Raw genomic sequence first — 26,593 nt, 5'->3', positions numbered from 1 at the left:
ATCAGTTCAGGCGTAAATCTTGAAAAGCCGCTTGCGCGGTTGTGCGATTGCGCGCGCTTCCTGTAACTCAGCACATGGATTTATCAGGTGGCTTTTAGTATCATTGGGCATCACGTTTTTTTCAGTGGAATCTTTCACCAGGAGTTTTCACCCCAGCCAAGATTTAAGCAAAGTCGCGCATACTCTTTTGAGTACAGGGTATGGTTGTGACGCTTTTCTGAGGAGAAAAAAGTATGAAGCGATTATTCGCAGCAGTGAATTACTTATTATGTGTGGCATTGATTGGCGCGTCGCTCGCGGATGCCAAAACCAAGACCGGCTCGACCAATTATTGGACGGGGTGGCGCGGCGCAGATGGTCAGGGCATTTCGCAGGAAACCAATTTCCCGACCGAGTGGAGCGAAACCAAAAACATTCAATGGAAAACTGCGATTCCCGGAGCCGGTCACTCTTCGCCGATTGTCTGGGGCAATCGCATCTTTTTAACATCGGATACCGAAGGTGAAGTGGTGCCGGGTGCCAAAGCCACCATTCATATGCTCGGCAAAGAAGAGTTCAAACACCCGGATTGGGCAGGCGCAGACAAAAAACACACCATGCGCGTGATTTGCGTGGATGCGGTAACCGGGAAAATTCTCTGGCAACAGGTGGCTTACGAAGGAACGGTTTTCGACCATCGCCATCGCCGTAACACTTACGCATCGCCCACAGCCGTAACCGATGGCAAACTGGTTTATGCTTATTTCGGTTCCGAAGGCATCTATGCTTATGATTTCACCGGCAGACCAATCTGGAAAAAATCGCTCGGCGGCATTGCCACTTTAGGGATGGGCGTCGGCACCTCGCCGGTGCTTTATGAAAATTTAGTCATCTTGCAATGTGATGAAGATAGCGGCGAAAAATCTTTTATTGTCGCTTTGGATAAAAAGACCGGCAAGGAAGTCTGGCGCGTCAAACGCCCGGTCGAAGTCAGTTGGTCAACGCCTGTGCTGGTAAAAACCGCAACGCGCCTGGAACTCATTACCAACGGCAATGAATTCGCGATTTCATATGACCCGAAAACCGGCAAAGAACTCTGGCGCATCGAAGGCGTCAAGAGCAACGCCATTCATGTGCCGCTGGTTGGCGATGGTTTGGTGATTGTGTCGGCGGGTTATCCTGAAAAACGCACGATTGCCATTAAGCTTGGCGCTGATGGCGATTTGACCAAAACCTCAAACGTTCTCTGGAAATATGAAAAGGGCACAGCCTATTGCGCGTCGCCGATTCTTTATAAAGGTCTGGTCTATTTAATTTCCGATAAAGGCATTCTGACCTGTGTAGATGCCCAGAGCGGCAAGGTGATTTATGAAGGCGGTCGGGTTCCGGTGCCCGCCTCGTTTATGGCATCGCCGGTGGCATTCGGTGACAAGATTTTAATCACCAGCGATGACGGCGATACGTTTGTCGTGAAAGCCGGCCCGCAACATGAAATCATTCGCACCAATTCAGTGGGCGAACCGGTCTTTGCAACACCGGCGTTAGCCAACGGCAAGATTTACATTCGCGGCGAAAAGCATCTCTATTGCATCGCCAACAAAGCCTCCGCAACTGCCGGAAAATAGACGCTTCACAAAATCAATCACAAAAAAGGCAAGGGCTGCATACTTCCCTTGCCTTTTTGTTGGTGCAAGACGCCTTCTGTGGAGTGCGGTAACGCAGAGTATAACTCTACGGTTACCGCTTTTATTTCGCAGCAAACTGACCGATTGACCTGATGTCCTGAATCGCTTTATGGCTTACACCAAAGCGGCGACGCAGAGTATGACTCTACTATAGCGGTTTGCAAAACGATTTACTGAGGTTGAGAGAGCGGTCTTTGACCGCGTCGTTAAGCAGTCGCGGTCAAAGACCGCTCTCTCAACAGATGCTGAGTAAACTCAATTGCAAATCGCTCTAGAGTATGACTCTACTGTCGCCGCACTCCACAGCAAGTCCCACTTTAATCGCACCCGGCAGTTTATCGGCAAATCAAATTCGCTTGATGATAATCGAATTCACACGGAAAATAGAAAGGTCAACCAAACCCGGCTTGAAACAATGGAATAAATCCGATTTTTGTTGCGTCTAAATTTCAACCATTTGAAACAGCGAGGTTTTATGCAAGCAAACGACACGGCATCATCGAATGCGCTTTCAACCAAAGCGATTCTGCTGACAACCATTTTATTTCCACCCGCCGGGCTGGTGATGCTCTGGCTGAAACGCGATACCCCGACCGATAAAAAACTTCTCGGTTCGGTCGGCATTGTGGCGCTTGGCGTTCTCTATATTTTCGTCCTCGCCAAAGTCGGCATCCTTTCAGCCATCTTTACACGCCCCGATGCGGATGCCGAATCGCACTATTCGGCGCTTGAACGACACCGCGAACAACAAAAACAGGAAGCCGAAAATCCCGGCTCAACAAATTCAACCGAGGGAACGACGGCTGCAACCAGTAATCCGACCAACGCGCCCGCGACAACCGATGCGGCAAAACCCGCAACCTCCACGAGCACTCGAACCTATTGGACGAATTATCGCGGACCCAATCGCGATGGGCGTTATGATGAACAGAAAATTTCCACCAACTGGTCTGCCGAAGGCTTAAAGCCCATCTGGAAACAACCGGTCGGACTCGGCTGGGCTTCATTCGTGGTTGCGGACAATCTCGCCTACACCATTGAACAACGGCGCAATCTGGAAGTGGTGGCGGCTTACAACATCGACAACGGGCGCGAGGTGTGGACGCAGAGTTGGAACGCAGAGTTCGTTGAATCAATGGGCGGCAATGGACCGCGCGCCACCCCGACGTGGGACGACGGCAAACTTTACGCGCTGGGCGCAACCGGCGAATTGCGTTGTCTGGATGCCAAAACCGGCAAAGTTATCTGGGGCAAAAATATTTTAACCGACAACGGCGCAAGCAATTTGCAATGGGGCATGGCAGCCGCGCCGCTCATCGTTGATGATAAGGTCATCGTGCAACCCGGCGGCAAAAATAAATCCTTTGTCGCTTACAACAAAAATACCGGCGCGGCGATGTGGCATACACTCAGTGATACGCAGGCGTATGTGTCGCCGATGCTTGCCACGCTTGCGGGCAAACGCCAGATTCTCGCCGTCACTGCCAATCGCATTGTCGGCATTAACCCCGATGACGGCGCATTGCTCTGGGATTATCCCTGGGATACGCAGATGGGCATCAATTGTTCGCAACCGATTCCCATAAGCGACACGCGCTTTTTTATTTCGTCAGGTTATGGCAAAGGCGCGGCGTTGGTTGACGTAAGCGACAGTGGCGGCAAACTCGCAGCGCGAAAAATCTGGGAAAACACCAACATGAAAAATAAGTTCAACAGTTCGGTGATTCTCAACGGCTACGCTTACGGACTCGACGAAGGCATTCTCACCTGCGTCGAGGTGCAGACCGGCGAGCGCAAATGGAAAGGCGGGCGCTATGGTTTCGGACAAATCATTTTAGCGAGCGACCATTTGATTATTATTTCCGAACAGGGTGAACTCGCGCTGGTCAAAGCGACGCCTGATAAATACGAAGAGGTTACGAAATTTCAAGCCCTCGAAGGCAAGACCTGGAATTATCCGGCAATCGCTAACGGAAAATTATTGGTTCGCAATGGCAATGAAATGGCTTGTTTCAATCTGGCTATGCAATAAACCGGAAATGATAAAGGGTTGAAGTTCAATAAAGCGATTTGCAGAATTATTGATTAAGTTGAACAAGCGGTCAAAGACCGCTTGTTCAACAAAGTATAAAAGCGCATCAATTATCAATCATTCATTGTCGTGGTTAATTGCCTTGATACACCAACACACGTTTTTTATGACTGCCCAGTGAGCCGATGAGCGCGCCGATGCCTGCGCCGATAGCCGCGCCAATACCGCCGAGAATACCGACCAATTCGGCAGTCCCTAAATCTTCGTAACTACCGGCGGCTCCGGCAACAATAGCGCCTCCGGCAAAACCTATTCCTGCGCCAATGGCTGCGGATTTAGCAACGGATTTTCCTGCTGAATTGGCAACGAAACGATAAATTCTGGCAATCGCATCGCGACGGTAATCGGTCGGTCGGTTTTTGCGGTCAATGGTCACTGTCGTATCGGTTACGCTAATCAATTTGCCTTCGACCTTTTTGCCATCTTTCAGGTGAATGCTCAATTTGTCGCCTACAGGAATTGACTGAACCGCTGACCATTGCGCCGAGGTGTTCGCCGGTTGCGCTTTTACAGGAAAGGCATACAACAGCATGAGGATTAAGGTTATAAGTGCACTGGATTTGATTTTCATAAAAACTCCTTACGAGGAAGGTGATTCAGAGGAAAGTGTAAATCGGTCTGACCGCAATTGGATAGTAACACGGCAAGAGCGTCATGGCATCGCTAAAAATGTAAAGCTTTCGTCCGGGCAGGCGTTATTTGACGGCGATAACAAATGTCTTTACCTTCTTTTTCCGAGCGATTATGCTGCATTTTGTTTCTGCTGAAATAAGCCAGCGGTTGCCCTCATTAAGCAATCATTCCAATAAAAACAATAAATATTTAAAGGGAGAAGAACGTCCGATGAATCTCGAACCCAGACTAACCGAACAAATTGTTACGCGCCTTGAAGAATATTTGAAAGACCCTGACCATGACGCGCTCAATCTGCGGCAACTCGCCGGTCAATTCAAAGCTTTGCCGCTGTGCATCGATTGGGAAAAATGCTGGGCGCTCAAGCCCACAGGTGAGGTGGTGGTCTTTTCACACGAAGGCGATAGTCCGCAACTTGCCGAAGAACGCGATGTGCGAATGATTAATGTCGCGTTGTTTCAAGGCAGTCTCACTTACCCGGAAATCAAACCGCTGGTTCCCGCGCGCCCCTCGGACGCCAGGGATTGTCCGTTCTGCACCGAAAAAGGCATTGAACCGCAAAGCCTGGAAAACCAACAGATGATTTGTTATTGCGGCGGTCTCGGTTGGGTGCCCGAACAGGCTTAAATTATCGAACCAACCAACAGGCGCAACGCAAACCTGTGCGCTAAAAAAGCAGAAACTTCATTTGGAGTGCGGCGACTGGTCACCGCACTCCAAAGCAATCACGAATTGCGTTAATTATCAAACTCCGGTTTGTCTTTGGCTTCTTTAACGCGCTCCTCAAGGTGCTCTTTGATCTTCAAATGCGGCACCCCGTCCTGTAACCACGGCGGCGCGGGTTTGCCTTTCAAATGATGGTCAAAAAATTCCAGCATGCGCACCGAATAATCTTTGCGATTTTCGAGTTTCGCCAGTCCGTGATTTTCACCTTTGTATTGCAACATCACCACAGGTTTATTCAACCGTCTGAGGGTGTTGAAATATTCGATGCCCTGTGTCCAATCGACCGCGCCGTCTTTATCGTTGTGTAAAATCATGAGCGGCGTCACAACGTTCCTGGCAAAGTAAACCGGCGAGTTGCGTTGATAGGCTTCGGGCACTTCCCAGTAACCGCCCGTAAACCGGCCTTGACTGCTCTCGAAAATCGGCTGATTTGCAGAACCTGAGTTCCAGTAAATCAAACTGTACATGCTGATCATATCCGTGAGCGGCGCACCGGCTATGGCGGCTTTGAAAGCTTTGGTCTGGGTAATCAAAAACGCCGTTTGGTAGCCACCCCACGAATGCCCGTGAATCGCCACGCGGTCTTTATCGACCACGCCGGTCTTGATTGCCGCATCGAGCGCCGGAAGCACGCACCACACAGCGGACATTCCGGGGTCGTTCACTTTGTAAACAATATCGGGCATCAACACCGCGTACCCCTGACTGGTGTACAAAGATTTATTGAAGCCACCAACCGATGGCGAGGTGTAGTTGTTCAACCCCTGCGATAGCTTTTCGTAAATGTACACGATGGTCGGATAGCTTTTGCCGGGTTCGTAATTGGCAGGCAGGAAAAGCGCGCCCTGCAATTTATCGCCTTTGGCGCTGGTGTATTCAATCAATTTGCTGCCGCTCGACCACTGGTAATTTTTCTGTTGTGGATTGGCATCGGTCAGGCGTTGCCCGTTGGCAAGCATCGCGTCGGCAAGATAGACATCCGGGTAGGTGTCGAAAGTATCCCGCGTGTAAAAATATTTCTCGGCATTTTTGGCTTTCATTATTGAGCCGAATCCCGCGTCATCCCAGAGCAACGTTTTCGCGCCCGGTTTGCCGTTTTCAATGCGGGCGATACCGGCTTTCTTCGTCCATTCGCCGTAGGCTCCGACGTACATCGGTTTTGCGAGGTCAATGCCTTTTTCGTCGAGGTCTAAGCGGAAACGATTGCGATAGCGAATCTGCTCTTTCTTGCCATTAACTGTCAGGTTGGTCGCCTGTCCGCCACGCGCCGAAACGTTCCAGATGTCCCAACCATCCGATAGCAATATGGACACACCATCTTTCGTCCAGCCCATCGGAAAACGCGGCGGCTTGACGAGGTTGTGGTCGTCTTCATCATTATAGAAATTGGTGGCAACCCCTTTGGTGATGTTCATCGATTGACCTGTGGTCATATCGTAAGTGAAATAGTTGCCGTCATCGTAATAAAGAAATTTTGTCCCGTCTGGCGATGCGCCGAAAAAGTTCGAGGTCTTTTTAATCGCAAGTTTTCGCGCCCCGGTTTTCATATCAATCGCGTAAACATCCTGGAAACGGCGACCATCCAGGTTGCTCATCCATTCATATTCGCTGTTATCCGTGCCGATTGCCCAGTTCTGTTTCGGCGCGACGCTCACCTGGCGAACCGCATCATCGGCGAGACGAATGAATTTCTTTTCCTCCACGCGATAGATTGAAGTGTAGCTGAAATTTTTGTCGAAACTCTCCTGCACCTGTTGTTGCGATTGCAGGCGTTTGTCTTTCCAATGCCAGATGACCATGTCGGGTTTATCGGGTTCGTCATCTTTTTTCATCGCCGCCATCATTGCGGCGCGCGGGTCAGGTTTTTCTTCGCCCTCTTTGGGTTCGGGTTTATCTGCGCCTTCTTTCTTTTTGACATTGGCAATGCCGAAAATCAGTGTGCTCAAATCCTCGCTCCACACCGGCGCGCGATTCGGGCTGACGCTCATGCCAGCGGGAAAACTTTTATCATCTTGCGGATTGAAAGTTATTTTTTGCGCCGGCGAAGTTGCAAAATTTTTAAAGCCAACGACGCTGTAGAGTTTGTCTTCAAATTTTTTATCCTCTTCGCCTTTGAGCACGGCAAAGGCATCGCCTTTTTCCGTCCAGTTCAAACTTCGATAAATCGCTTTGCCGCTTTCGAGTGGCTGAATTGCGCCGGTTGCCATATTGCGAATCTGCACGCCGTTTCCGACTTTGTCGGTCGCATCAATGGTAAAAGCCAACCAGTCACCCCGTTTATTGAAAGCAAAGTCCGCGACATTGCCGACGTTGAGTTGATTGCCGCTTGCGAGTTCATAAAGAATCAAATCCGAACCCGTCGGTCTATCGGGTGGCGTTGCGCCTGCGGGCGTCGGTGGCATTGCCGGAGCGTCCGCGCCATTGCGATGCAGGGCAACCCAGATAGCTTGCTCGCCCGAAAAGGCGAAGCGTTTGATTTTCTCAAACTCGATTTTTTTCTCGGTTCCGAGTTCAACCAGCACCGCTTTAGTAGTAATCGGCTTGCGGTCTTTTCTCAACTTTTTGCTTTCTTTTGCGGTAGGCGAGGTGGAAAAGGCAAACCATTTTGAATCATCGGAAAACGCCAGCGGCGCAAAGAATGAGGTTTCGCCCGCCGGGAATTTCCATTCTTTATTGTCCGCAAGTCTTCTGACAATGACTTCGCTATCGCCTTCGTTGGGTGCCAGACGATAGGCAAACCATGCGCCGTCATTGGAAACCGTGGGTTGCTGAATGCGTTTCCACGCGGCAACGTCTGCGACCTCGATGGGACGCGGCGCTTTGGCGGTCGCCGGAGCTTTTTGCGTGGTTGTCGGTTGCGGCGCAGGTTGCGCAGATTGCGACAGCGCAAGGTTGAGTAAAAGTAGAAGCCAAAGGATTACTGCAAGGGGTTTTTTGTTATTCACATTTACCTCCAAAAAAGAAAGGTCATCCACTGGTTGAAAGGAATCTATCGTGCCGGGTGAGAGATGAGCCTATAACCTTTAAGCGCAATTGGCAAGTTTACTGCCGGGCAATTTTTTACAAATGCCTGGTGGCATTTTGCAAGCAAGCGATGCCACCAGGCATTCACCCAACTTAACCCGATGGGCGATTCATCAGCGGTCATTAAAGGTAGCGCAAGCTTCGACGGAAGTGGCAATATGGTGCGTCGGGTTTTAAACAGATTCAATTTGTATGTGGAGAAAACTATGAGAAAAAATTTAATGATTTTATTGGTGCTTTTGCTGTTTACAACAACGGTTGCGGCAGAAGGCGTCAGAAAAACCATACGCTTTGCGCGCGGCGCATCATCTGCAACCATAAAAGGCGCGGTGATACGCGGCGAGCAGGATAGCTACACGCTTGAAGCGCAAGCCGGACAACGCATGACGGTGCGCATCACCTCGCTTGAAAAGAATGCCGTCTTTCAAATTTACCAACCCAACAGCGAAGGCGCGCTGCCTGGCGCGGATGAAGGCGATGATGCAACCAATTGGACTGGCAAATTACCGTCATCGGGGGGATACACGATAGTCGTTGGTGGCACTCGCGGCAATGCTTCTTATAAACTGTTCGTCGAGATTAAATAATCAAATATTCCAATAAAAATGGCGGTCATTGACCGCCACTCAACCACACTCAGTTGCCCCATCAACCGCATTCAGCGGTTAAAAAATCACTCTTAGAAATTCACCTCAAAACAGACTGACCTTGACGCTCAGATATTTTTTCGGACTCTGGCGAAAATCGTAAAGCATCTTGACCATCTCCGTAGACAGGTCGTTGATGTTGTTATAAAGCCTGTCGTCGTGCAGCAGTTTACCAGCCGTGCCTTCGCCCTTATCCAGACGGTCGGCGATGTTACGCATGGAAGCCAAGGATGCCTGCAAATCGTCGTGCAGTTTTTCGTCCTTCATCAATTTGCCGACCGTGCCTTTGCCGGCTTCGATGTCACCGGCGATGCGGTCGAGTTTGGCAATCGCATTGTTGGCTTTTTCCAGGGTTTCATTCAAACGGTTATACGCCTGCTCATCTTTCAAGAGTTTCCCGACCGTACCTTTGCCAGCCTGTAATTCGGCGGTCATGGTTTTGATTTGCGCGGTTACCTCTTTGGCTTCGCCCATCATTGCCCGCACATCATCATAAACCGCCGGGTCATTGATTAATTTGCCAAGCGTGCCATTGCCCTCCTGAATGCGTTTCATCAAGGCTTGCGCTTCGAGGACGGTGCGATTGACGTTCACATAAACCGTATCATCGTGAAGAAATTTGCCGACCGTCCCCTGCCCTTGATTGATGCTGTCCATCAATTCCTGAAGTTGTTTACCGACGGTGTTGAATTGCACCAGGATGTCATTCGCTCCTGCGAACACTTGCGCGAGTCCCGGTTGGTCGGCGCTCGGAATTTCTCCGCCATCGCCAAGCGGCGCGCGCGCGGAAGTGCCGGGCATAATGTCGATGACGCGATCACCCAGAAAACCCTGTTGCGCAAGCACCGCTTTTGAGTCTTCGCGAATCAACCCGGCAATCTCTTTTTCGTCCAGACGCATGGTCACCAGGATGGGTTTGTCATTGGTGGTCGCGGGCACGCCGGTGAATCCGACATCTTCGACCTTGCCAACTAATCTTCCGGCAATGCGCACTTCATCACCGGCTTTCAATCCTTCTGCGGCATTGAGCCGCGTGGTCATCCGAACCGTCTTTTTGAACAGGCCGATGTCTCCGGTCACTGAAAGAATGAAGATAATGAGAATGGCAATGGTCGCAAGCGCCAGCAATCCGACTCTCAGTTGCGATATTGTGGTTTTGGCTCTTGGCATAATTCCCTCCGGTAGTCAGTAGCCGGTAGCCGGTGGTCGGTAGCTGATTGGATTTAACCGACTACCGACTGCCGATTACCGGCTACCGATTACGATTCCCGCAAAAAATCCTGAATATAAGGGTCTTTGGATTTCCAGAGTTGTTCATCCGTCCCGTTAAAAATGATTTTTCCGTCTTTGAGCATCAGGAACCGTGTGTTGATTAAATTCAAATTGCCGCCTTCGCCTCTGAATGCCACTTCGCCGCGTTCATCGATGGTTGCGTAATTTGAAGAAAGCATTTTGATGTCATCAATCCTGTGCGTCACAAAAATCGAACTGACGCCTTCCAAATCGCGCAATTTAATTGCCAGTTCCAAAATGGCACGCGCGGTAATCGGGTCAAGCCCGGCGGTCGGTTCATCAAAGAGAATCAATTTCGGCGAACCCACTAAGGCTCGCGCAATGCCAACGCGACGCCGCATACCGCCCGAAAGTTCCGCAGGCATCATGTCTATGCTATGTTCGAGATTCACGAAACGCAACATACGGCGAACATTGTCTTCGATTTCCTGTTCGCTTACGCCTTTTTCAAACAGGCGATAGCCGACATTTTCATAAACCGAAAGCGAATCAAAGAGCGCGCCTTCCTGAAAGACCATGCCGATGCTTTGGCGAACGTCGGTAATCTCGCGCTCCGATAAATCGGTCACATCAACGCCATCGACCAGCACGCGCCCCGATTGCGGTCTAATGAGTCCGAGCACCAGTTTTAAAATCGTTGATTTGCCGGTGCCCGACCCGCCCATCACGATTTTGGTTTCGCCCGGATTGATGAAAAAGCTGACATCATCGAGAATCTTCCGGTCATCGTAAGCCATCGTAACGTTTTGAAACTCGATTGCTCTGTTGATATTTTTCGACATAAGTTCAGGATTCAGGATTCAGGATTCAGGATGCAGGCAATTCAGTAATCTGGCGCTTAACCTAAACCCTGTTTCCTAACTACTGACTGAACGCCAGTATCAATTTCCCCAAGAAAAAGTCCGAAGCCAGAATTAAAATATCCGATAACACCACTGCCTGTGTGGTTGAGCGCCCGACACCCACCGTGCCGCCGTATGTGCGAAGTCCCGCGCGGCAACTGACAATCGCAATGATGAAGCCAAAGACAAACGGTTTGAACACGCCGCCAACAATGTCGCTATAGGTCAAGGCGTCTTTTGCGGAACTGATATAAACCGAGCTTGCGACATTCATCAACGTCGTTGCCACCACCCATCCGCCGATGGCTCCGACAATGTCAGCGACGAGGGTGAGCGCCGGTGTCATAATCAATAAAGCCAGCAACCGCGGCCACACCAGTTTTTTTACCGGGTCGGTTCCCAGGGCGCGCATCGCATCAACCTGTTCGGAGACCACCATTGAACCGAGTTCTGCGGCGATTGCCGAACCGACGCGCCCGGCGAGCATCAATGACGCCAGCACTGGCCCCATTTCGCGCACCAGTGAAGTCATCACCAAGGTTCCGGTGACGCCGGTCGCGCCAAAGGTTTTCAGGGTATTGGAAGTTTGCAGCGCGAGAATCGAACCGGTAAACGCGCCCGTGAGCACGATAATCATCAGCGACCCAACGCCGATGAGGTCCATTTGCGTAATGATTTCGCGAAAATATTGCGGCTTGGAAAACGGCGCGCGTAGCGCCCGCCCGGCCATCAGAGTTGCTTCTTGAACTTCAAAGACTGCTTGTATCAGTGGGTTCATCAGGGTCAAGTTTACGGCTTAGGGATTTGCAGCCTCCTCGCTGTGCGGTCGTTCTCGGTCTTTGAGCGCTTGTTGTTGAACGCAGCTATGATGAAGGTTTCACGGCAGACAGTCAAGCGAACTCATTGCGGATTGCGAAATGCGGATTGCGGATTGAATGCAGAAGTCGGTTTTCGATAACTCCGCGTCTTCGACAAACCTGATTCAATTTACGATTTAAATCTGAGCACGACGCACACCCGCACCGCGCTGACCACGACAAACCTGATTCAATTTACAATTTGAATGCCCATATCAACTTACCGGATGAGAATCTTGCCGCGCAGAAATTCGCAATCCGCATTTCGCAATCCGCAATTAATAGAAGAGGTATTTGCGCCAGGTATCGTCGGTGCGCCCCAGATAGCGAATGATTTGGCGATTGACATGCAGGTTATAGGCTTGCGGTTTTTTGAGTAATCGCATCCCGGCGGCTTCGGGCGAGAGATTGCCTTTGCGATTGTTGCACGAACGACAACATGCCACCAGATTATCCCAGCTGGAATCGCCGTTTCGTGAACGCGGCACCACATGGTCGAGCGTCAGTTCCTGTGGCGGGAAAGCTCGCCCGCAATACTGGCAGATGTTGTTATCGCGCATCAAAATATTTTTCCGCGACAGGCTCTTGCGTTCAAAAGGAATGTGAATGTATTCGATCAAGCGAATAACCGATGGCACCGGCATTGAAAATCGCGAGGAGTGCAACCATCTGGTGGAATGTTCTTCGACGTGCGCCGCGCCTTTTAAAATTAACACGACAGCGCGGCGAGCCGTGCAGACATTGATTGGCTCGAAGGACGCATTCAGAACTAAAACCCTGGAGTTCATCATTCTGAAAACTGAATATAACTTGCGCAATTTACCTCTGTCTAGTCGTCGCTCAAATGTTCGCGCCATTTCCGGTAAATTGATTGTAAAATTTCAAGCTCCATACGCCCCCTCGACGTTCGACGATTGCCAATTTTGCGCCAGCCTGTTATGGTTAGGGCATCACAAAACAACCGCCCGCGAACTTGAGTTCGCGGGCGGTTTTCTTTTGTGCAAATTCATCAATTCAAAAAGGAGCGTTTATGAACGACAACGAATTCATTCGCCAGTTTGAAGACTGCACGCTGTCACCCGATCATTTCCACCATCAAAACCATGTGCGTCTGGCATGGCTCTATTTGCAAAAGTACGACACGCTTGCTGCCGTCGCCAGATTTTCCCAAGGCTTGAAACGCTATGCCGCGTCGCTCGGCAAAGCCACCCTCTATCACGAAACCATCACCTTCGCCTATATCTTTTTAATTCAGGAACGCCGCGCGCGTGGCGGCGAAACAACCTGGCAAGCTTTTGCCGAACACAACCGGGATTTACTCGACTGGCAGGATAATATTCTCAAACGCTTTTATCGCGAAACGACTTTGAAATCGGATTTGGCAAAACAGGTTTTTCTTTTCCCCGATAAAATTTCAAATGAACGTTAATTAACCTTCCCCGCCCAACTCTGCTTCACGCATAAAACCTCTTTCTCGCAAAGTCGCTAAGCGGCGCAAAAGACGCCAAACCCTCGCTTCAAGGTTTGGCAGACGCAGGATAGTTTTGCGCGCTTTGCATTATGCAACTTTGCGAGAAATCATTTTTCTAACGCCTTAACTTTGATGATGCCAAAACACTCGCTTGCTTTAATTTTCGGATTTCGGCACCGGCGGCGGGCCATCCGGGATATAACCTTTATAAACCTGCCCACGGGTGCGTTCTTTGAATTCGGCTTGAATGGCTTCGCGTTTGTCTGCATCTTCAAATAAATCGACCATCGTCGCTGCTAAATTTTTAGCAGCGAAAACCATTCCTTTGTGCCCGATGGACATGCCCCCACAAGCCACTACGGGCCAGGCGTGCCAGGGCGCGCGATAAGGAGCCGTAGTCGCGGAAAAATGCAAAGTCGGGATAATCCAACTGACATCCGCCACATCTGTGGAACCGCCTTGCGGGTCGCTTGGCGGCGATTGCAGGGGTTTGATTTCACCCCTCAGTCCAACCGGCTCGACATTGGTGGTGCGCTGAATCTGACGCGCGAATTCCTGCTCCTCTTCGGTGTACTTGATTGCGCCGAGCCAATCCATATTTGCCTGCAAAATTTTTGCGCCCGCAAGATTCACGAGCATTTCATAATCGCCGCTTTGAATGGTGAGTTTGCCTTCAACGTCAGCCATCAACGCCGCGCCTTCGACAATCTTGCGCACTCGTTGCATCACGTCTTCCACACCCACACGTTTGGAATCGCGCACCCAGCACCAGAGTTTGGAATATTCGGGCACAACGTTTGGCACATCGCCGCCTTTTAAAATCGTATAATGCATGCGCACCGTGGGTTTGACATGTTCGCGCATCATATTGAGTCCGTGGGTAAACAGTTCCAACGCATCAACCGCGCTTCGTCCATTCCAGGGGTCAGAAGCGGCATGCGCGGCTTTGCCTTTGAATTCGACAATGAAATCAACCATCGCCTGTGAACTGCTGACATCGGCTTCGGTTTCATCAGCCGGATGCCACGCCAGACAAACGTCCAAATCGTTGAACAGTTTTTCGCGCGCCATATACAATTTGCCGCCTATGGATTCTTCGGCGGGCGTTCCGTAAAAGCGAATCGTGCCTTTGAGTTTACCTGCGGCAATCAACTCTTTAATCGCGGTCGCCGCGCCGAGGCTCGCCGCGCCAAACAGATTGTGCCCGCAACCGTGACCGGGCGCGCCGACGTTTAAGGCTTCTTTGTTAGGCGAAGCTTTTTGTGAGATACCGGGCAAGGCATCAAATTCACCGAGCACGCCGATAATCGGGCGACCTTGCCCATATTCGGCAGTAAAAGCGGTCGGCATTCCCGCGACATTGCGTGTGACTTTAAAGCCCTGACGCTCGGCGTAATCGGCAAGCAGTTTGGCGGATTTATATTCTTTCAAAGCGGTTTCGGCAAAAGCCCAAATCTGGTCGCTCATTTTCATGAGGTCGGCTTTCTGGCGTTCAATCGCCGCCACGGCTTCTTCTTTTTTCTTCACATCAGCGGCAAGCGTTGACAGCGGCGAGCAGAGAAAAGTTGCAATCAATATGGCAACCACAGACAAAGGTTTATTCATAAATTCTCTCCAAAAAAATTTAACCGGAATGGACAGGATAAACAGGATGGATTCATCCGATTTTATTCCTGCTGGCTGGTTGATTCCTGTGCGCGTTTTTTCTGAAGTTCATCGAGTTCGCGCAAACGTTCCCAGGTATAAATGCCATCATCGTGCCCGTCGCTGAATACGAATTTCACCCCGTATCGCCCGACGAGTTGCGCATCTTTGATGGTTAAATCTTCGGCGATGGTGCGCGGGTCGAGAATGCGCAGCCCGGTGATTTCATTGACACATCTGGCACAGGTACATTCGGAACGCAGAAAATGAATCGTAAACACGGAGACCAATCCGTCATCCCAGCGAATGGTCATCTCACGCGGACTGCTTTTAGTTATTTCAGTTGGTATCGGCATAGGGTTAATAGTCTAGCGAGCCGCTAGACTCTCATCTATGTTTCCACTCCGGCTGGCGTTTGGCAATATAAGCTTCGATGCCTTCCGCAGGGTCTTTGCAAGACATCAAATCATTCAGATAAACGCTCTCAGCCTGTTTCATCGCTTCTTCAAATCCTAAATTTTGCGTCGCATTCAACACCCGGCGCGTCATCTGCAAAGCGACCGAACTATGTTGCCGGAGTTTATCGAAAATCTCTTCGGCTTTTTTTTCAATCTCTTCATCGGCGACGACATGATTGACCAATCTGTAATAACGCGCCGCTTCCGCGCCAATGAGTTCGCCCGTGAGGATGAGTTCGGCGGCTTTCTTGTCGCCGATGATGCGCGGCAACATCACGCAGGCAGCGGGCGGGAAAACCCCGAGGCGGATTTCCGGTTGTCCGAATCGCGCCGATTGTCCGGCAATGACGATGTCTGCAAAAGCCACAAGTTCACACCCACCACCGAGCGCCGCTCCCGTTACCAGCGCCACGACGGGTTTCGACACGCTATTGAGTTCATGAAAAATCGCGTGAAAGGCTTCAATCATTTGATAAGCCAGTTGCGGGCGATGTTCTTCAATGGAAACGCCTGCGGAAAATGCTTTGGAGCCGGGCGCGGCGGAAAAGGCAATCGCACACACGTCTTTCAGGTTGCCGATTTGATTAACCGCCGCAGCAATCTCTTTCATCATCGCAATCGTCAAGACATTGAGCGGCGGTTGCGCCAGCACAATGCGCGCCACGCGATGCGTGATTTCAAGATGTATGGTTTTAAACGAACTCTGCATCTTATTTCTGCATTAAGCTGTCAATGTCACCCGCAAGTTTTTTCGCTTCGTCAACGATGGCGTCGGCTTCGTTGCGAAAAGCATTGGCTTCCTGTTCATCGGCAAGCGATGACAGGTTGATGCCGACATTGTACGACGCGCCTTTGACGGCAGTGAGCGCGAGTTGCGCGCCGACGCCGACATCGGAAAGCGCATTTTGATTGCCGATTTTCACCAGTTCGCCAAGCAATCGCAAAACATCGAGCGAGGCTTTAGCGGTTTCCATCGGCACGACGATGGCTCCGCGTGTCGCCGCCTCAATCGCCTCCTTGCGCGCCGCTTTTTCTTCATCGGTAGCTTTCGGCAATTTAAATGCCTGCATCACGGCGTCGAAACTTTTTGCATCTTCAACGATGAAATCGCGCAACCAACCGGCGAGTCGCATCAGGTCATCTTTGATTTCCGCAACCCGCGTTTCGACATCGGCATATTTCTTTTTGCCGAGCGTCAGGTTGCAAACCATTTGACCAAGCGACGCGGCGAGCATACCGCTGTGGGCAGCGACGCTGCCGCCACCGGGCACGGGGTCGCTTGAGGCAACCATCTCGGCGAATGTGCCGATGGTGTCGGCGAGAGTAAAATCTTTCTGGTAATTTTCGGCTTCTTCAGCGGCTTCGCGTTTATGCGCCGTCACCACCTGTTCGGCAATCGCCGCTTGCAAACGGTGTTCGAGAATCTGGTTTTCGCTGAAGTTTTCGAGTTGCAGATAGAAATCGCTGCAATCATTCAGAGCTTTTTGCGGAACCAAGCCGACGATTTCCGAAGCGATGACCGGCACGCCGTAACGTTCGGCTTCACGGCGAATCATCTCGAACACGCGAAACAGCGGCGTGCCTTCAAAGTTGACCATATTCATCGAAACCTGCACGATGGCGCGGTCTGAGAGTTCAAATCCCAGAGCTTTCACATAACGCAACCCGCCTGAGAGATGACGCACAGCGCGGGCGATTTTATTGGCGATTTCGATGTTGCTGGTTCCGAGATTGACGTTGTAAGCGATAAGTGGCGGACGCGCGCCGACGGCGGTGATGCCGGCTGACGGGTGAACACGCGGTTCGCCGTAATCGGGTTTGCGCGATTCTTTGATGGCGATTTCATCGCGTATGCCTTCAAACTGACCTTTGCGAACCGCCGCCAGATTTTCGCGTTCGGGTCGGGTCGCGGCTTTTTCATAGAGGTAAACCGGAATGCCGAGTTCTGCCCACAGGCGCTTGCCGCACTCTTTTGCGAGTTGCACGCAATGCTCCATCGTGACCCCGGCAATCGGCACAAAAGGAATGACATCGGTTGCGCCCATTCGCGGATGTTCGCCGGTGTGGGTGTTCAAATCAATTAATTCAGCGGCTTTTTTGGCGGCAGCGATTGCCGCATCGACGACGGATTCGGGCGGCGCAACAAAAGTGATGACCGAGCGATTGTGATTGGGGTCGGATTCGCGGTCTAAGAGCACTGCGCCTTGAACCGCTTGAATTGCCGCGACGATTTCATCAATCACTTCCAAGCGACGACCTTCACTGAAATTCGGAATGCATTCAACAATTTTTTGCATAAGAGAATATCTGTACCGCTTGCGTGGGCAAACGGGTTCACATTTAGATACGAACGCATCCTACCCGATTCGCTTGCCGCTTGCAAAGAAGGTCGTTAGTCATTGAAGAGGATTGAATGGTGGAGATTTTCCGAACAACTCACTTTTTATTGAATCGAGAGAAATAGGCATCTATTTCTGGTCTTAGTTCTTTGCCTGCTTCTTCAAAACAATCAAGCAAATCTGCATAAGCGCCTTGACCGCCGAGAAAATCCCAAAATTCTTCGGCAACTTTCAATTCATAACTGAGGTCGAGCATACCTTTTAATGTCCAACGTTCATATGGTTTGGGTTCGTAAGGATTGTATGGAATGGCAATCAACGTATTTACTTTTGCAGTTGAATCTTTCGTTAGCGTAATCCCCACCCATTCCAACAGTGTTCGTTTAAAATCCTTAAAATTACTGATGTTTGGTTTGGCTGTTTTCAAATCAAAGAAATAGAGGTCGCCTCCCAGACTTTCAACAAATAAATCAACTTTAACGGTCTTGAGCGAAGTCAGTTTATCCTTTGTCATGGCATTTCTAATCTGTTCGACTTCCCTCGATTTATCAGGGTCAGCGCCCATTGTGAGGCTGTTGATTATTGCTTGTATAACGTGTTGGCATCCTTCACTGATGACATTACCTACTGCATATTGAGCAACTGCCTGTTTGAAACGGTCTTTGGCAAGAGCAACAGCAACCGGTTCAAATATTGAAGTCCCGAAGGTTGTGTTGAGGGATTGAATAAAAGAGTAAAGCGCAATTCGATCTTTGCCGAGCAACCGAAAGTGAAAAGGCATATTACTTGATTCGGGTTTGTAGTTCTGAAATTTATTGCGCAAACAAGTTTTAATGACTTGTCGAATGTGGTCTTTTTGTTGAGCAGATAGCGCCATTAAAGATTATCTAATCTACCTTGTTTGAATGTTTTGAACGGTCTCTCGAACAATTTCCAATATACTTTCCATCGTATTGGATTGCCCTGATAAATGATCCCAAAGCTCGCCGCCAATTAATACTTCGTCAGGCGCAAAAAACTTCTTAAATTCAACGAGGTAACGGAAGAAGCTCTCTTTGTCATATCCGGCAGGGGTACTAGAAGTCGGGTCAAATGGAAACCCCATATAAAACCGAACCTCTTTGGTCGGGCAAAGGAGTTTGAAAGCCGCTTTAGCATTCAAAATCTTCTGTTTCTCGCCAATACCTACTCCAGAGTTTGGGCGCACTGTTTTCAGCTCTATAGCTTGGATGAAGGTAGCGGTTTCAATATAGTTATCCGCGGTAAATCCCAAAGCTTCCTGTCGTTCGCCTTGCATTGCTTCTTCCGAAAACAAAAGGTCATTCTCTCGTTGAAGGTTGGGATTTCCGTTTCGCTTCAGCCCATTCACAATTTCAGTTATTCGCTTACTTTGAATGGTTGTAATGTGTAGTGTCGCTCCCTCAGTAAACTTGCGTTTCATGCCACCGTTTAAAATTGAAGCTAAATGTTCAAAGCCTGTACCAAGAGATGTATTCAAACCATGTAACCAACTTGTCAGAGAAATCAGTTTAGGAATCGGAATATTGTAGGGTCTCAGATGCTCTTCAAAAGCAGTCAAGAAAATTTCATGAAACGGAGCATTCCGATTGTCCGAGTCATCCACAGGAAATTTACCCCTTCGTTTTGTCAGTATCTTTTTAACTACATTTTGAATACGTTGTCTTTTATTTTCATCAAGAGGCATTAATCACCATATTCCGAAGTCGCAAACAGCAGAAGGATTTAGTTTTTTTTCAGATGAAAAATAATCTCCGAATAAGCGCCTTTGTCTTTTTCAGTGCGATTTAAGACCGGGCGTTTATAGCGATTAACAATTTGCATCCCTGCATTTTCGGCAATCGTCGGGTACATATTGTATTTATCATTAGCGACCAAAAAGATGTCGTAATCTTCAACTAGAAATCGTTTGCAATTGTTTAGGACAGCAGTAATCCCTTCGATATAACTTTGCTTTGCTTCCCGCCCTTGCCCTTTGAACAGAGGACCTATCTCCAATTCGTCATTTCGTTCAAATTTGAATAGGTCATAAGCGTAGGCGTGTTGTTCATGATAATCAATCAATCCGACATAGGGCGGGCTGGAAAAAATTCCTTTAATTTTCTGGGTTTTTGCCAACTCCGCAAAGACAGGATGCTTTGTCTCAAGCGCCGCGAAAATATCTATGGTTCGACTATCACCTCTGAGACACCATTGGTAGGTGTTTGTGCGAAGCCTGCCAAATTCAGCAAGGCGCTTCACCGTATCCTTGGTGTAGGTTTCCCACCACTTGAAAATTGAGAATAATGGCTTACAAACCTTTCCATGTTTTGCGCAGTAATAGGTCGTTGTGATTGGTTCAACAAGTGTCGCAAGATCAGCATGGGTTGTTGCTCTGCACGAGCGAATCGTTCGGCTTAAAATAACACTGAGAATCCCTTTCGTTTGAGGGTTACTTACTTGTTTGATTTGTTCAAAAACAAATTCAATTTCATCCCGAATATGTTGTGAATACCATTTATCGAGGAAAGTTGCCGATTTATCTTGTCTCAATTTAATGTCGTATTTTTGCACGAGAGCCTCATAAATCGGTAAAAACTCCTGAGCTTTCTCTTCACCGTAAACATCGCCGTTAATTTCGTCTCTTTTGACTTTGTATTTATATTCTGGAACTGGAAAAAATTTATTGTTTAATTGGTAAAGGGCTTGCAGCAATTTATTTTCAAATTCAATCGTGTTTGTTTGAAGAAGAAATTCTCTCAATGCTCGGGTGATTTTTTTTATTTCAATTTGAACGTCATCAAGGTTGTACTTCATCACCTTGCAATTGGCAATCAAGGCGTTAAAGGCGGAAATATCAATTCCAATGGCATGCATTCCAAGTTCATTGGCTTGCACCATTGTTGTGCCACTACCTGAAAACGGGTCGAGCACAATATCTCCCTTTTGGAAGTAAACCTGCTTCTTAAAATTATCTACATGGTCGTCGAGAAAATATTCAACTAACTGCGGGATGAATTTACCTTTGTAAGGGTGAAGACGGTGAACGTGCTTGGTCGTTTCGGCTTCTTTGTATTGCTCAAATGATAACGCCCAGTTCAGGTCTTCTCCGAGTTGATCTTTCCAGGTGATCGCCCGATAGGCATTATAGGATTTGTAGTATTCCAGCAACTCTTTTTTAGAAACTTTGGTTGCCCCGTTGTCACCGATTTTTCGGATGCGCCCGTATTGAACAAGATAAGAAATATTTGACGTGGTGACCTTTTTTCCTAAATACTCTGTTGCCCAACGGCTGGCTTCTTGTATGGATAAGAGTTCTTCCATTTAAAACCTTCCTGTTTTCTCAAGCTGAAATTTACTTTTAATATAGCAACTGTTTAGTGACGATGCTTGCTATTCTTTAACTGCTTTACTTGCGTGAATCAACCTCAAAGCTTAAAGCCGCTGAAGTTGCCAAAGCATAGCAAAATTCGCTGGCAAAATCATCAGCATCAGGTTGTTGAAATTTACTGCCGCTGGCAAAGCAGTCCTGGCACAGATTTTGAAACTAACCCTTGCTTTCGGCGTTCAGTTGAGGGTTATTAAGAAAGCATCTTGCAACGCCGCCTTATCCAATTCGATTAAAAATTTTTCGGTTCAGGCGCGTCTTTGTCCGTGCAAAAATTAAAGACCCCTCGAAACAATCGAATAACTAAAACAGTCTCATCCCTCCTCTACGCAAAATGGGGCAGTAAAACTGCCTTTTAACCTGCGATGAGGTGATTGAGATTTTTCAGAAACAGGAGATGATATGAAACGAATTCACATCTGGCTTTTCATCTTTGCGTTTGCCCTTTTGACGGCAAAATTCTCTACCGCGCAATCTGCCGCGCCGCTTGCCGCGCTTGCCAAAATGCCCGTCAAAGAGGTGACGATTTTCAAAGACGGTCACGCCTTTGTTTTACATGAAGGCGCGATGCCGGTTGATGCGACCGGCAGCGTGTTGATGGATTACTTGCCCGCGCCAGTGCTTGGTACGTTCTGGGCTTACTCGGCGGATAAAAATCTCAAGTTGAATTCCGTCACCGCAGGTCAGCGCCGCGTCCTGGTCGAACGCACGGCGCTGCGTCTATATGAAATGCTTGAAGCCAACGCCGGCGCAGAAGTCATCATCACCGAACGCGACCTGATGGGGCAGGTACGGACTTACAGTGCCACAATCATCGGCATTCCGCGTCGCACGGCGCAGGAACTTGAAGCCACTTCGCCACCCAACACCGGTGACAAATTGCCGCAAAAAGGCGAAGTCATTATGCTCAAGACCAGTGAAGGCACCAAAGTCATCGCGCTTGACCGCATTCAGGATGTGACCTTTAAAAATCAGCTTAAATCATCAATCGGCGAAGAAGAGTTTCGCAATCTGCTGACCTTGAAACTGGATTGGGCGGGACGCGCGCCCGCAAAAACCGCCGATGTTGGGTTGGTCTATCTGCAAAAAGGCATTCGCTGGATTCCCAGTTATCGCATCGCCCTCGACGGTCAGGGAAACGCCATCGTGAAATTGCAGGCGACGCTTATCAACGAACTCACTGACCTCGATGATGTCACTGCCAATCTGGTCATCGGCGTGCCATCGTTTACCTTTAAAGACACCCTTGACCCGATGGCTTTGCAAAGAGAAGCCGCGCAGCTATCCGGCTATTTTCAACAGGCGAGCGACCGCACCCAGATGCTGTCAAACGCCATGATGACGCAGACTGCGCGCATGAGTGAACGGGTTGACAGAGTCGCGCCGCCGCCCGCGCCTGCGGCTGCGGATTTGGGACCCGAAGTCACCGACGCGACGCGCAATGAAGATTTGTTTCTGTTTACGGTTAAACGATTGTCGCTGAAAAAAGGGCAACGCATGACGCTGCCGGTGACGGAATTCACCGTGAAATACAAAGACATTTACGCGCTTGAACTGGCGTTTGCCCCACCTGCGGAAGTGCGCATGAGTTTGAACAATGAACAGCAAGCTGATGTTGCCAGACTCTTGAACGCGCCCAAAGCGACGCACAAAATTCGCCTGACCAATTCGAGTCAAATGCCGCTAACAACCGCGCCGGTTTTGCTCGTCAAAGATGACCGGGTGCTGGCACAGGCGATGATGACTTATACGGCGTCCGGCGCAAGCGTGGATATCGAACTGACGAAAGCCGTCGATATTCAAGTCGCCAAAAGCGAAACCGAAACCGGGCGCACACCGAATGCCGTGCGCTGGAATGGCGATTGGTTCATTCGCGTTGAGTTGAACGGCTCGCTGAAACTGACGAACTATCGCAAAGAGACTTCGGAAATCGAAATTACCCGCTTCGTGCTCGGCAATGTCACGAGCGCCGATAATAGAGGCGTGATTCAAAAAATCAATGTGCTGGAAAATGACCAGTATGTGCCGATGGGCGAATATCCGTCGTGGTGGCGCTGGTACAGTTGGCCGCATTGGTGGAATCAATTGAACGGCATCGGGCGCATCACCTGGAAAGTCAATCTCGAACCCAACAAGAGTATCGAATTGAATTACCGATGGAATTATTACTGGCGGTAAAAGAGCATCCTCTATTAAGATGCCCTTTTGATTTTGCCGGCTCCGGCAAGTCAGGAGCGAATGGACATCAGGTTTGACTGCCAGTCAATGCGAAAATGGTTTAGCCAAGCGATCTGAAAATTCGTTCTCCAAATCGGCTTACAGCTACGGAGCCGGCATCAACCGATTCTATGAAAAACCGCGAAGTCATCATTAAAGATACGCATAGAGGATTGTGGTACGAAGACGGGGTTTTAACCAAAATTCTGGAAGCCGGGCGTTATGAAGTGCCGGATTCAAAGAAAACATTTTTGGATGAATTGCGGGGCAAACGAAAACCCATTGTCGAACTCCTGCTCGTTGATATACGTGAACGCGATTTGAATATTAAAGGGCAGGAGATTCTGACCGCTGACAAAGTGGCGATTCGCGTAAGCATCATCGTTCAGTTTCGCGTCACCGATGCGCGCGCCGCCATTCATAATGTCGCAAACTATGAAGACCGCCTTTACAGCGATGTGCAATTAGCCGCCCGCCGTTCATTGGCTTCAATGAAACTTGAAGAAATTCTCACCAATCGCAATCGTTTAAGCGAAGATATATTGCGCGATGTCAAAGAGATTGCTTCAAGCTATGGGGTTGCGATTTTTCGCGCCGATGTAAAAGACCTGATTTTTCCGGGCAATTTGCAAGAAATCATGAACCGCGTGCTTGCCGCCGAACGCATGAGTCAGGCGCAACTCGTAGAAGCGCGAACCAAAGCTGAAACTCAAAAAATCGAAGCCCAGGCAAAGCTCGAAGCCAGCCGACGCGACGCAGAGGTTCAAGCGGAAGCACAGCGCATCGCGGCTCAAACGCAAACCGAAATTCAGGCGCTGAAAACTCAGTCTGAAATCCAATCGCTGAAAGAGCGCGAACAGGCAGCAAAAGCTTATCAGGAACACCCGGCTTTGTTGCGGCTGCAAGAATTGGAAACTTTACGCGAACTGGCGCGAACCGCCAATGCGCGAATCTATATCAATTTTGACGGTCACGCCAAACCCGCCCAACCTGCCGAGTCACAAACCGAAGAGTAATTCTTCCTTGACAGCGTGCAAGGGCAAATTCATAGTTCAGCCACCTGCTTTTTATTCTGGCATTTTTCAAAATCCATATGGAGGTGGCTTATGCGAAGGCTTTTCTTTCAAGCGATGATGATTCCACTCGTCATCGCTTTTGTTTTTTCATTCAAGGCAACCGCGCAAAGCAACGCGAACCGTTTGACGGCAATGGATGTGTTCAATCTGGAATTCGCATCCGACCCGCAACTCTCGCCAAACGGCAAACAGATTCTCTACGTGCGCCAGTTCGCGGACATCATGTCCGACAGGAATCTCTCGAATATCTGGATTATCAATGTCGATGGCACCAACAATCGCCCGCTCACCACGGGCAATCGCAGCGACTCGTCGCCGCGTTGGTCGTCCGACGGCAGCAAAATGATTTATGTTTCTGACCAGGACGGCACCGCGCAAATCTATTTGCGCTGGATGGACAACGGACAGACTGCAAAGCTCACAAATTTGCAATACCCGCCAGCCGGTATCAACTGGTCGCCTGATGGCAAATGGATTTCTTTCACAAGCTTTGTGTTCGATAAACCGGCAACGGTTGCGAACATCCCCGCGCCGCCTGCGGGAGCCAAATGGGCTGACCCTGCAAAAGTCATTGATAAACTTATCTATCGTTTCAATGGGCCAGGTTACTTGCCGCCCGGTTATCATCACGTTTTCGTGTTGCCCGCAGAAGGCGGCACGCCGCGTCAAATCACCAGCGGCAATTTTCAACACGGCGGCGTTTTTCGCGCCAGCGAAGCCGTGTGGACGCCCGATGGTAAAGCGCTCTTGATTTCCGCCAATCGCAATCCCGATTATGAAGCCGAGCCGGTGGATACCAACATCTTTGAATTTTCGATTGCCGATGGCACGATGAAACAACTCACCACACGCAAGGGACCCGATTCGGCTCCGGCAATTTCGCCCGACGGCAAACGCATCGCTTACACGGGATTCGATGACCGCTATCAAGGCTATCAAGTCACCCAGCTTTACCTGATGAATCGCGATGGCAGCAATCCGCAACTTCTTTCTGCAAGTCTCGATAGAGATGTTGGCGGGGTGCGATGGTCGCCCGAAGGTGAGCGCATTTACTTTCAATACTCCGACAAAGGCAATACGAAAATCGCTTACTACACGCTTGACGGAAAACTCACCAATGTAACCAACAACGTCGGCGGCAGCGGCTCGGCTTATGGTGGCGGCGGGTTTTCGCTTGCAGCAAACGGGCAAGTGGCGTTCACCTATTCAACGCCGAAAATCCCTTCGGACATTGCGGTCGCCGGTGGCAGCAATGCAACCGCCAAAGTCATCACCGCGTTGAATGAAGATTTGTTTGCCAATAAACAACTCGGCGAAGTCGAAGAAATCTGGTACGAATCTTCATTCGATAAACGCAAAATTCAAGGCTGGATTATCAAACCACCGGCGTTCAATCCGGCGAAAAAGTATCCGTTGATTTTGGAAATTCATGGCGGACCGTTTGCCGATTATGGCGACCGCTTCGATGTTGAAAAGCAGGTGTGGGCGGCAAAAGATTACGTCGTGCTTTATACCAACCCGCGCGGCTCGACGAGCTACGGTGGGGAATTTGGCAACCTGATTCATCACGCCTATCCGGGCAACGATTTTTACGATTTGAATTCGGGTGTCGATGCGGTGGTCGCGAAAGGTTACGTGGATGCAGAAAATTTATATGTCACGGGCGGCAGCGGCGGGGGTGTGCTGACCTGCTGGATGATTGGTCGCACCACACGGTTTCGCGCAGCGGTAACCGTCTATCCGGTGATTAACTGGTATAGCTTCGTGCTCACATCCGATATTCCCTGGACAGCGAAATACTGGTTTCCGGGAATGCCCTGGGATAACGCCGAACATTACGAAAAACGCAATCTGTTGTCGGTGGTCAAAAATGTCAAAACGCCGACGATGGTGCTCACCGGTGAAGAAGACTATCGCACCCCGATGTCGGATTCCGAGCAGTATTATCAGGCTTTGAAATTGCTCGGCGTTGAAAGCGTACTGGTGCGCGTGCCCGGCGAACCGCATGGCATACGGCGGCGTCCGAGTCACTGGATGGCGAAGATGACCTTTATCGGCGGCTGGTTCGATAAACACAAAAAAGCCAACCCTTAGGATTGACCGTGAACCTATCGATTACTAAACCATAATTGATGTGCGAAGGCTGAAATCTGCAAGCGATACCGAATGAAGCCGATTGTCAAACGATTTACTTAGGGGTCTCAGCAGGTCGCGGTCTCAGACCG

Annotated in this window: 21 protein-coding genes; 8 read left to right on the top strand and 13 right to left on the bottom strand. The window is 49.6% G+C overall.

Annotation, left to right across the window (positions count from 1 at the left end):
* Positions 1 to 233: 233 nt before the first annotated feature.
* Together AB1757_02810 and AB1757_02805 are read left to right on the top strand one after the other, a co-directional pair.
* Entirely contained in the window at positions 234 to 1,604 is a 1,371-nt protein-coding gene (locus AB1757_02810; GenBank protein MEW6125971.1) for a PQQ-binding-like beta-propeller repeat protein, read from the top strand.
* A 535-nt stretch (positions 1,605 to 2,139) separates the two neighbouring features.
* Positions 2,140 to 3,696: a PQQ-binding-like beta-propeller repeat protein gene (locus AB1757_02805; protein MEW6125970.1), complete on the top strand. Its 1,557-nt coding sequence runs from the start codon at positions 2,140 to 2,142 to the stop codon at positions 3,694 to 3,696.
* 133 nt (positions 3,697 to 3,829) lie between these two features.
* Here AB1757_02805 and AB1757_02800 read toward each other — a convergent pair whose 3' ends face one another.
* Positions 3,830 to 4,327, bottom strand: a complete 498-nt coding sequence (locus tag AB1757_02800) for a hypothetical protein (GenBank protein MEW6125969.1) — start codon at positions 4,325 to 4,327, stop codon at positions 3,830 to 3,832.
* 272 nt (positions 4,328 to 4,599) lie between these two features.
* Between AB1757_02800 and AB1757_02795 the strand changes: the two genes are divergently transcribed.
* The gene (locus tag AB1757_02795; protein ID MEW6125968.1) at positions 4,600 to 5,016 is read left to right on the top strand and encodes a hypothetical protein; all 417 of its coding nucleotides are present in this window, start codon (positions 4,600 to 4,602) and stop codon (positions 5,014 to 5,016) included.
* A 110-nt stretch (positions 5,017 to 5,126) separates the two neighbouring features.
* Here AB1757_02795 and AB1757_02790 read toward each other — a convergent pair whose 3' ends face one another.
* Positions 5,127 to 8,060, bottom strand: coding sequence for a prolyl oligopeptidase family serine peptidase (locus AB1757_02790; GenBank protein MEW6125967.1), 2,934 nt, complete (start codon positions 8,058 to 8,060; stop codon positions 5,127 to 5,129).
* A gap of 285 nt (positions 8,061 to 8,345) precedes the next feature.
* Between AB1757_02790 and AB1757_02785 the strand changes: the two genes are divergently transcribed.
* Positions 8,346 to 8,726 carry a hypothetical protein gene (locus AB1757_02785; GenBank protein ID MEW6125966.1) on the top strand — a complete coding sequence of 127 codons (381 nt, stop codon included), beginning with the start codon at positions 8,346 to 8,348 and terminating at the stop codon, positions 8,724 to 8,726.
* Positions 8,727 to 8,831: 105 nt separating this feature from the next.
* On the opposite strand, the gene AB1757_02780 is transcribed toward AB1757_02785, so the two are convergent.
* From AB1757_02780 to AB1757_02765, 4 genes are all read right to left on the bottom strand, one after another.
* A complete protein-coding gene (locus AB1757_02780) occupies positions 8,832 to 9,956 on the bottom strand; it encodes an MlaD family protein (GenBank protein ID MEW6125965.1) in 1,125 nt (374 codons plus the stop codon).
* A gap of 89 nt (positions 9,957 to 10,045) precedes the next feature.
* Positions 10,046 to 10,861 carry an ATP-binding cassette domain-containing protein gene (locus tag AB1757_02775; protein MEW6125964.1) on the bottom strand — a complete coding sequence of 272 codons (816 nt, stop codon included), beginning with the start codon at positions 10,859 to 10,861 and terminating at the stop codon, positions 10,046 to 10,048.
* Between the two features lie 79 nt (positions 10,862 to 10,940).
* Positions 10,941 to 11,699, bottom strand: a complete 759-nt coding sequence (locus tag AB1757_02770; protein ID MEW6125963.1) for an ABC transporter permease — start codon at positions 11,697 to 11,699, stop codon at positions 10,941 to 10,943.
* Between the two features lie 357 nt (positions 11,700 to 12,056).
* The gene (locus tag AB1757_02765; GenBank protein MEW6125962.1) at positions 12,057 to 12,569 is read right to left on the bottom strand and encodes an HNH endonuclease; all 513 of its coding nucleotides are present in this window, start codon (positions 12,567 to 12,569) and stop codon (positions 12,057 to 12,059) included.
* 239 nt (positions 12,570 to 12,808) lie between these two features.
* On the opposite strand from AB1757_02765, the gene AB1757_02760 reads away from it, so the two are divergent.
* The gene (locus AB1757_02760; GenBank protein MEW6125961.1) at positions 12,809 to 13,207 is read left to right on the top strand and encodes a hypothetical protein; all 399 of its coding nucleotides are present in this window, start codon (positions 12,809 to 12,811) and stop codon (positions 13,205 to 13,207) included.
* 198 nt (positions 13,208 to 13,405) lie between these two features.
* On the opposite strand, the gene AB1757_02755 is transcribed toward AB1757_02760, so the two are convergent.
* The 7 genes from AB1757_02755 to AB1757_02725 all read right to left on the bottom strand — a co-directional run bounded on the left by AB1757_02755 (position 13,406) and on the right by AB1757_02725 (position 21,011).
* Entirely contained in the window at positions 13,406 to 14,854 is a 1,449-nt protein-coding gene (locus tag AB1757_02755; GenBank protein ID MEW6125960.1) for an amidohydrolase, read from the bottom strand.
* Positions 14,855 to 14,916: 62 nt separating this feature from the next.
* Positions 14,917 to 15,249 (bottom strand): DUF971 domain-containing protein, encoded by a 333-nt coding sequence (locus tag AB1757_02750; protein MEW6125959.1) that lies wholly within the window; start codon positions 15,247 to 15,249, stop codon positions 14,917 to 14,919.
* Positions 15,250 to 15,280: 31 nt separating this feature from the next.
* Positions 15,281 to 16,060, bottom strand: a complete 780-nt coding sequence (locus tag AB1757_02745; GenBank protein MEW6125958.1) for an enoyl-CoA hydratase/isomerase family protein — start codon at positions 16,058 to 16,060, stop codon at positions 15,281 to 15,283.
* A gap of 1 nt (position 16,061) precedes the next feature.
* Positions 16,062 to 17,648, bottom strand: coding sequence for a glutamate formimidoyltransferase (gene ftcD, locus AB1757_02740; GenBank protein ID MEW6125957.1), 1,587 nt, complete (start codon positions 17,646 to 17,648; stop codon positions 16,062 to 16,064).
* 139 nt (positions 17,649 to 17,787) lie between these two features.
* Positions 17,788 to 18,567, bottom strand: coding sequence for a TdeIII family type II restriction endonuclease (locus AB1757_02735; protein MEW6125956.1), 780 nt, complete (start codon positions 18,565 to 18,567; stop codon positions 17,788 to 17,790).
* A 15-nt stretch (positions 18,568 to 18,582) separates the two neighbouring features.
* Positions 18,583 to 19,395, bottom strand: a complete 813-nt coding sequence (locus tag AB1757_02730) for a TdeIII family type II restriction endonuclease (GenBank protein MEW6125955.1) — start codon at positions 19,393 to 19,395, stop codon at positions 18,583 to 18,585.
* A gap of 38 nt (positions 19,396 to 19,433) precedes the next feature.
* Positions 19,434 to 21,011: a DNA methyltransferase gene (locus AB1757_02725; protein ID MEW6125954.1), complete on the bottom strand. Its 1,578-nt coding sequence runs from the start codon at positions 21,009 to 21,011 to the stop codon at positions 19,434 to 19,436.
* Positions 21,012 to 21,477: 466 nt separating this feature from the next.
* On the opposite strand from AB1757_02725, the gene AB1757_02720 reads away from it, so the two are divergent.
* The 3 genes from AB1757_02720 to AB1757_02710 all read left to right on the top strand — a co-directional run bounded on the left by AB1757_02720 (position 21,478) and on the right by AB1757_02710 (position 26,462).
* Entirely contained in the window at positions 21,478 to 23,253 is a 1,776-nt protein-coding gene (locus AB1757_02720; GenBank protein ID MEW6125953.1) for a hypothetical protein, read from the top strand.
* A gap of 170 nt (positions 23,254 to 23,423) precedes the next feature.
* On the top strand, positions 23,424 to 24,308 hold the full coding sequence (locus AB1757_02715; GenBank protein MEW6125952.1) for an SPFH domain-containing protein: 885 nt from the start codon (positions 23,424 to 23,426) through the stop codon (positions 24,306 to 24,308).
* Between the two features lie 90 nt (positions 24,309 to 24,398).
* Positions 24,399 to 26,462 carry a S9 family peptidase gene (locus AB1757_02710; GenBank protein ID MEW6125951.1) on the top strand — a complete coding sequence of 688 codons (2,064 nt, stop codon included), beginning with the start codon at positions 24,399 to 24,401 and terminating at the stop codon, positions 26,460 to 26,462.
* Positions 26,463 to 26,593 lie beyond the last annotated feature (131 nt).

It is taken from the genome of Acidobacteriota bacterium (assembly GCA_040754075.1).
GTDB lineage: Bacteria > Acidobacteriota > Blastocatellia > UBA7656 > UBA7656 > JBFMDH01.
The sequence above is the reverse complement of the archived record's forward strand: the minus strand, read 5'-3'. Positions and strand labels throughout refer to the sequence as shown.

Excerpts from the sequence above, each read along its gene's own strand:
- AB1757_02810 (MEW6125971.1), top strand. The coding sequence starts at position 234 with ATGAAGCGATTATTCGCAGCAGTGAATTACTTATTATGTGTGGCATTG.
- AB1757_02710 (MEW6125951.1), top strand. The coding sequence starts at position 24,399 with ATGCGAAGGCTTTTCTTTCAAGCGATGATGATTCCACTCGTCATCGCT.
- AB1757_02745 (MEW6125958.1), bottom strand. The coding sequence starts at position 16,060 with ATGCAGAGTTCGTTTAAAACCATACATCTTGAAATCACGCATCGCGTG.
- AB1757_02715 (MEW6125952.1), top strand. The coding sequence starts at position 23,424 with ATGAAAAACCGCGAAGTCATCATTAAAGATACGCATAGAGGATTGTGG.
- AB1757_02760 (MEW6125961.1), top strand. The coding sequence starts at position 12,809 with ATGAACGACAACGAATTCATTCGCCAGTTTGAAGACTGCACGCTGTCA.
- AB1757_02780 (MEW6125965.1), bottom strand. The coding sequence starts at position 9,956 with ATGCCAAGAGCCAAAACCACAATATCGCAACTGAGAGTCGGATTGCTG.
- AB1757_02765 (MEW6125962.1), bottom strand. The coding sequence starts at position 12,569 with ATGATGAACTCCAGGGTTTTAGTTCTGAATGCGTCCTTCGAGCCAATC.
- AB1757_02775 (MEW6125964.1), bottom strand. The coding sequence starts at position 10,861 with ATGTCGAAAAATATCAACAGAGCAATCGAGTTTCAAAACGTTACGATG.
- AB1757_02755 (MEW6125960.1), bottom strand. The coding sequence starts at position 14,854 with ATGAATAAACCTTTGTCTGTGGTTGCCATATTGATTGCAACTTTTCTC.
- AB1757_02770 (MEW6125963.1), bottom strand. The coding sequence starts at position 11,699 with ATGAACCCACTGATACAAGCAGTCTTTGAAGTTCAAGAAGCAACTCTG.
- AB1757_02785 (MEW6125966.1), top strand. The coding sequence starts at position 8,346 with ATGAGAAAAAATTTAATGATTTTATTGGTGCTTTTGCTGTTTACAACA.
- ftcD (MEW6125957.1), bottom strand. The coding sequence starts at position 17,648 with ATGCAAAAAATTGTTGAATGCATTCCGAATTTCAGTGAAGGTCGTCGC.
- AB1757_02750 (MEW6125959.1), bottom strand. The coding sequence starts at position 15,249 with ATGCCGATACCAACTGAAATAACTAAAAGCAGTCCGCGTGAGATGACC.
- AB1757_02805 (MEW6125970.1), top strand. The coding sequence starts at position 2,140 with ATGCAAGCAAACGACACGGCATCATCGAATGCGCTTTCAACCAAAGCG.
- AB1757_02720 (MEW6125953.1), top strand. The coding sequence starts at position 21,478 with ATGAAACGAATTCACATCTGGCTTTTCATCTTTGCGTTTGCCCTTTTG.
- AB1757_02800 (MEW6125969.1), bottom strand. The coding sequence starts at position 4,327 with ATGAAAATCAAATCCAGTGCACTTATAACCTTAATCCTCATGCTGTTG.
- AB1757_02795 (MEW6125968.1), top strand. The coding sequence starts at position 4,600 with ATGAATCTCGAACCCAGACTAACCGAACAAATTGTTACGCGCCTTGAA.
- AB1757_02725 (MEW6125954.1), bottom strand. The coding sequence starts at position 21,011 with ATGGAAGAACTCTTATCCATACAAGAAGCCAGCCGTTGGGCAACAGAG.
- AB1757_02730 (MEW6125955.1), bottom strand. The coding sequence starts at position 19,395 with ATGCCTCTTGATGAAAATAAAAGACAACGTATTCAAAATGTAGTTAAA.
- AB1757_02735 (MEW6125956.1), bottom strand. The coding sequence starts at position 18,567 with ATGGCGCTATCTGCTCAACAAAAAGACCACATTCGACAAGTCATTAAA.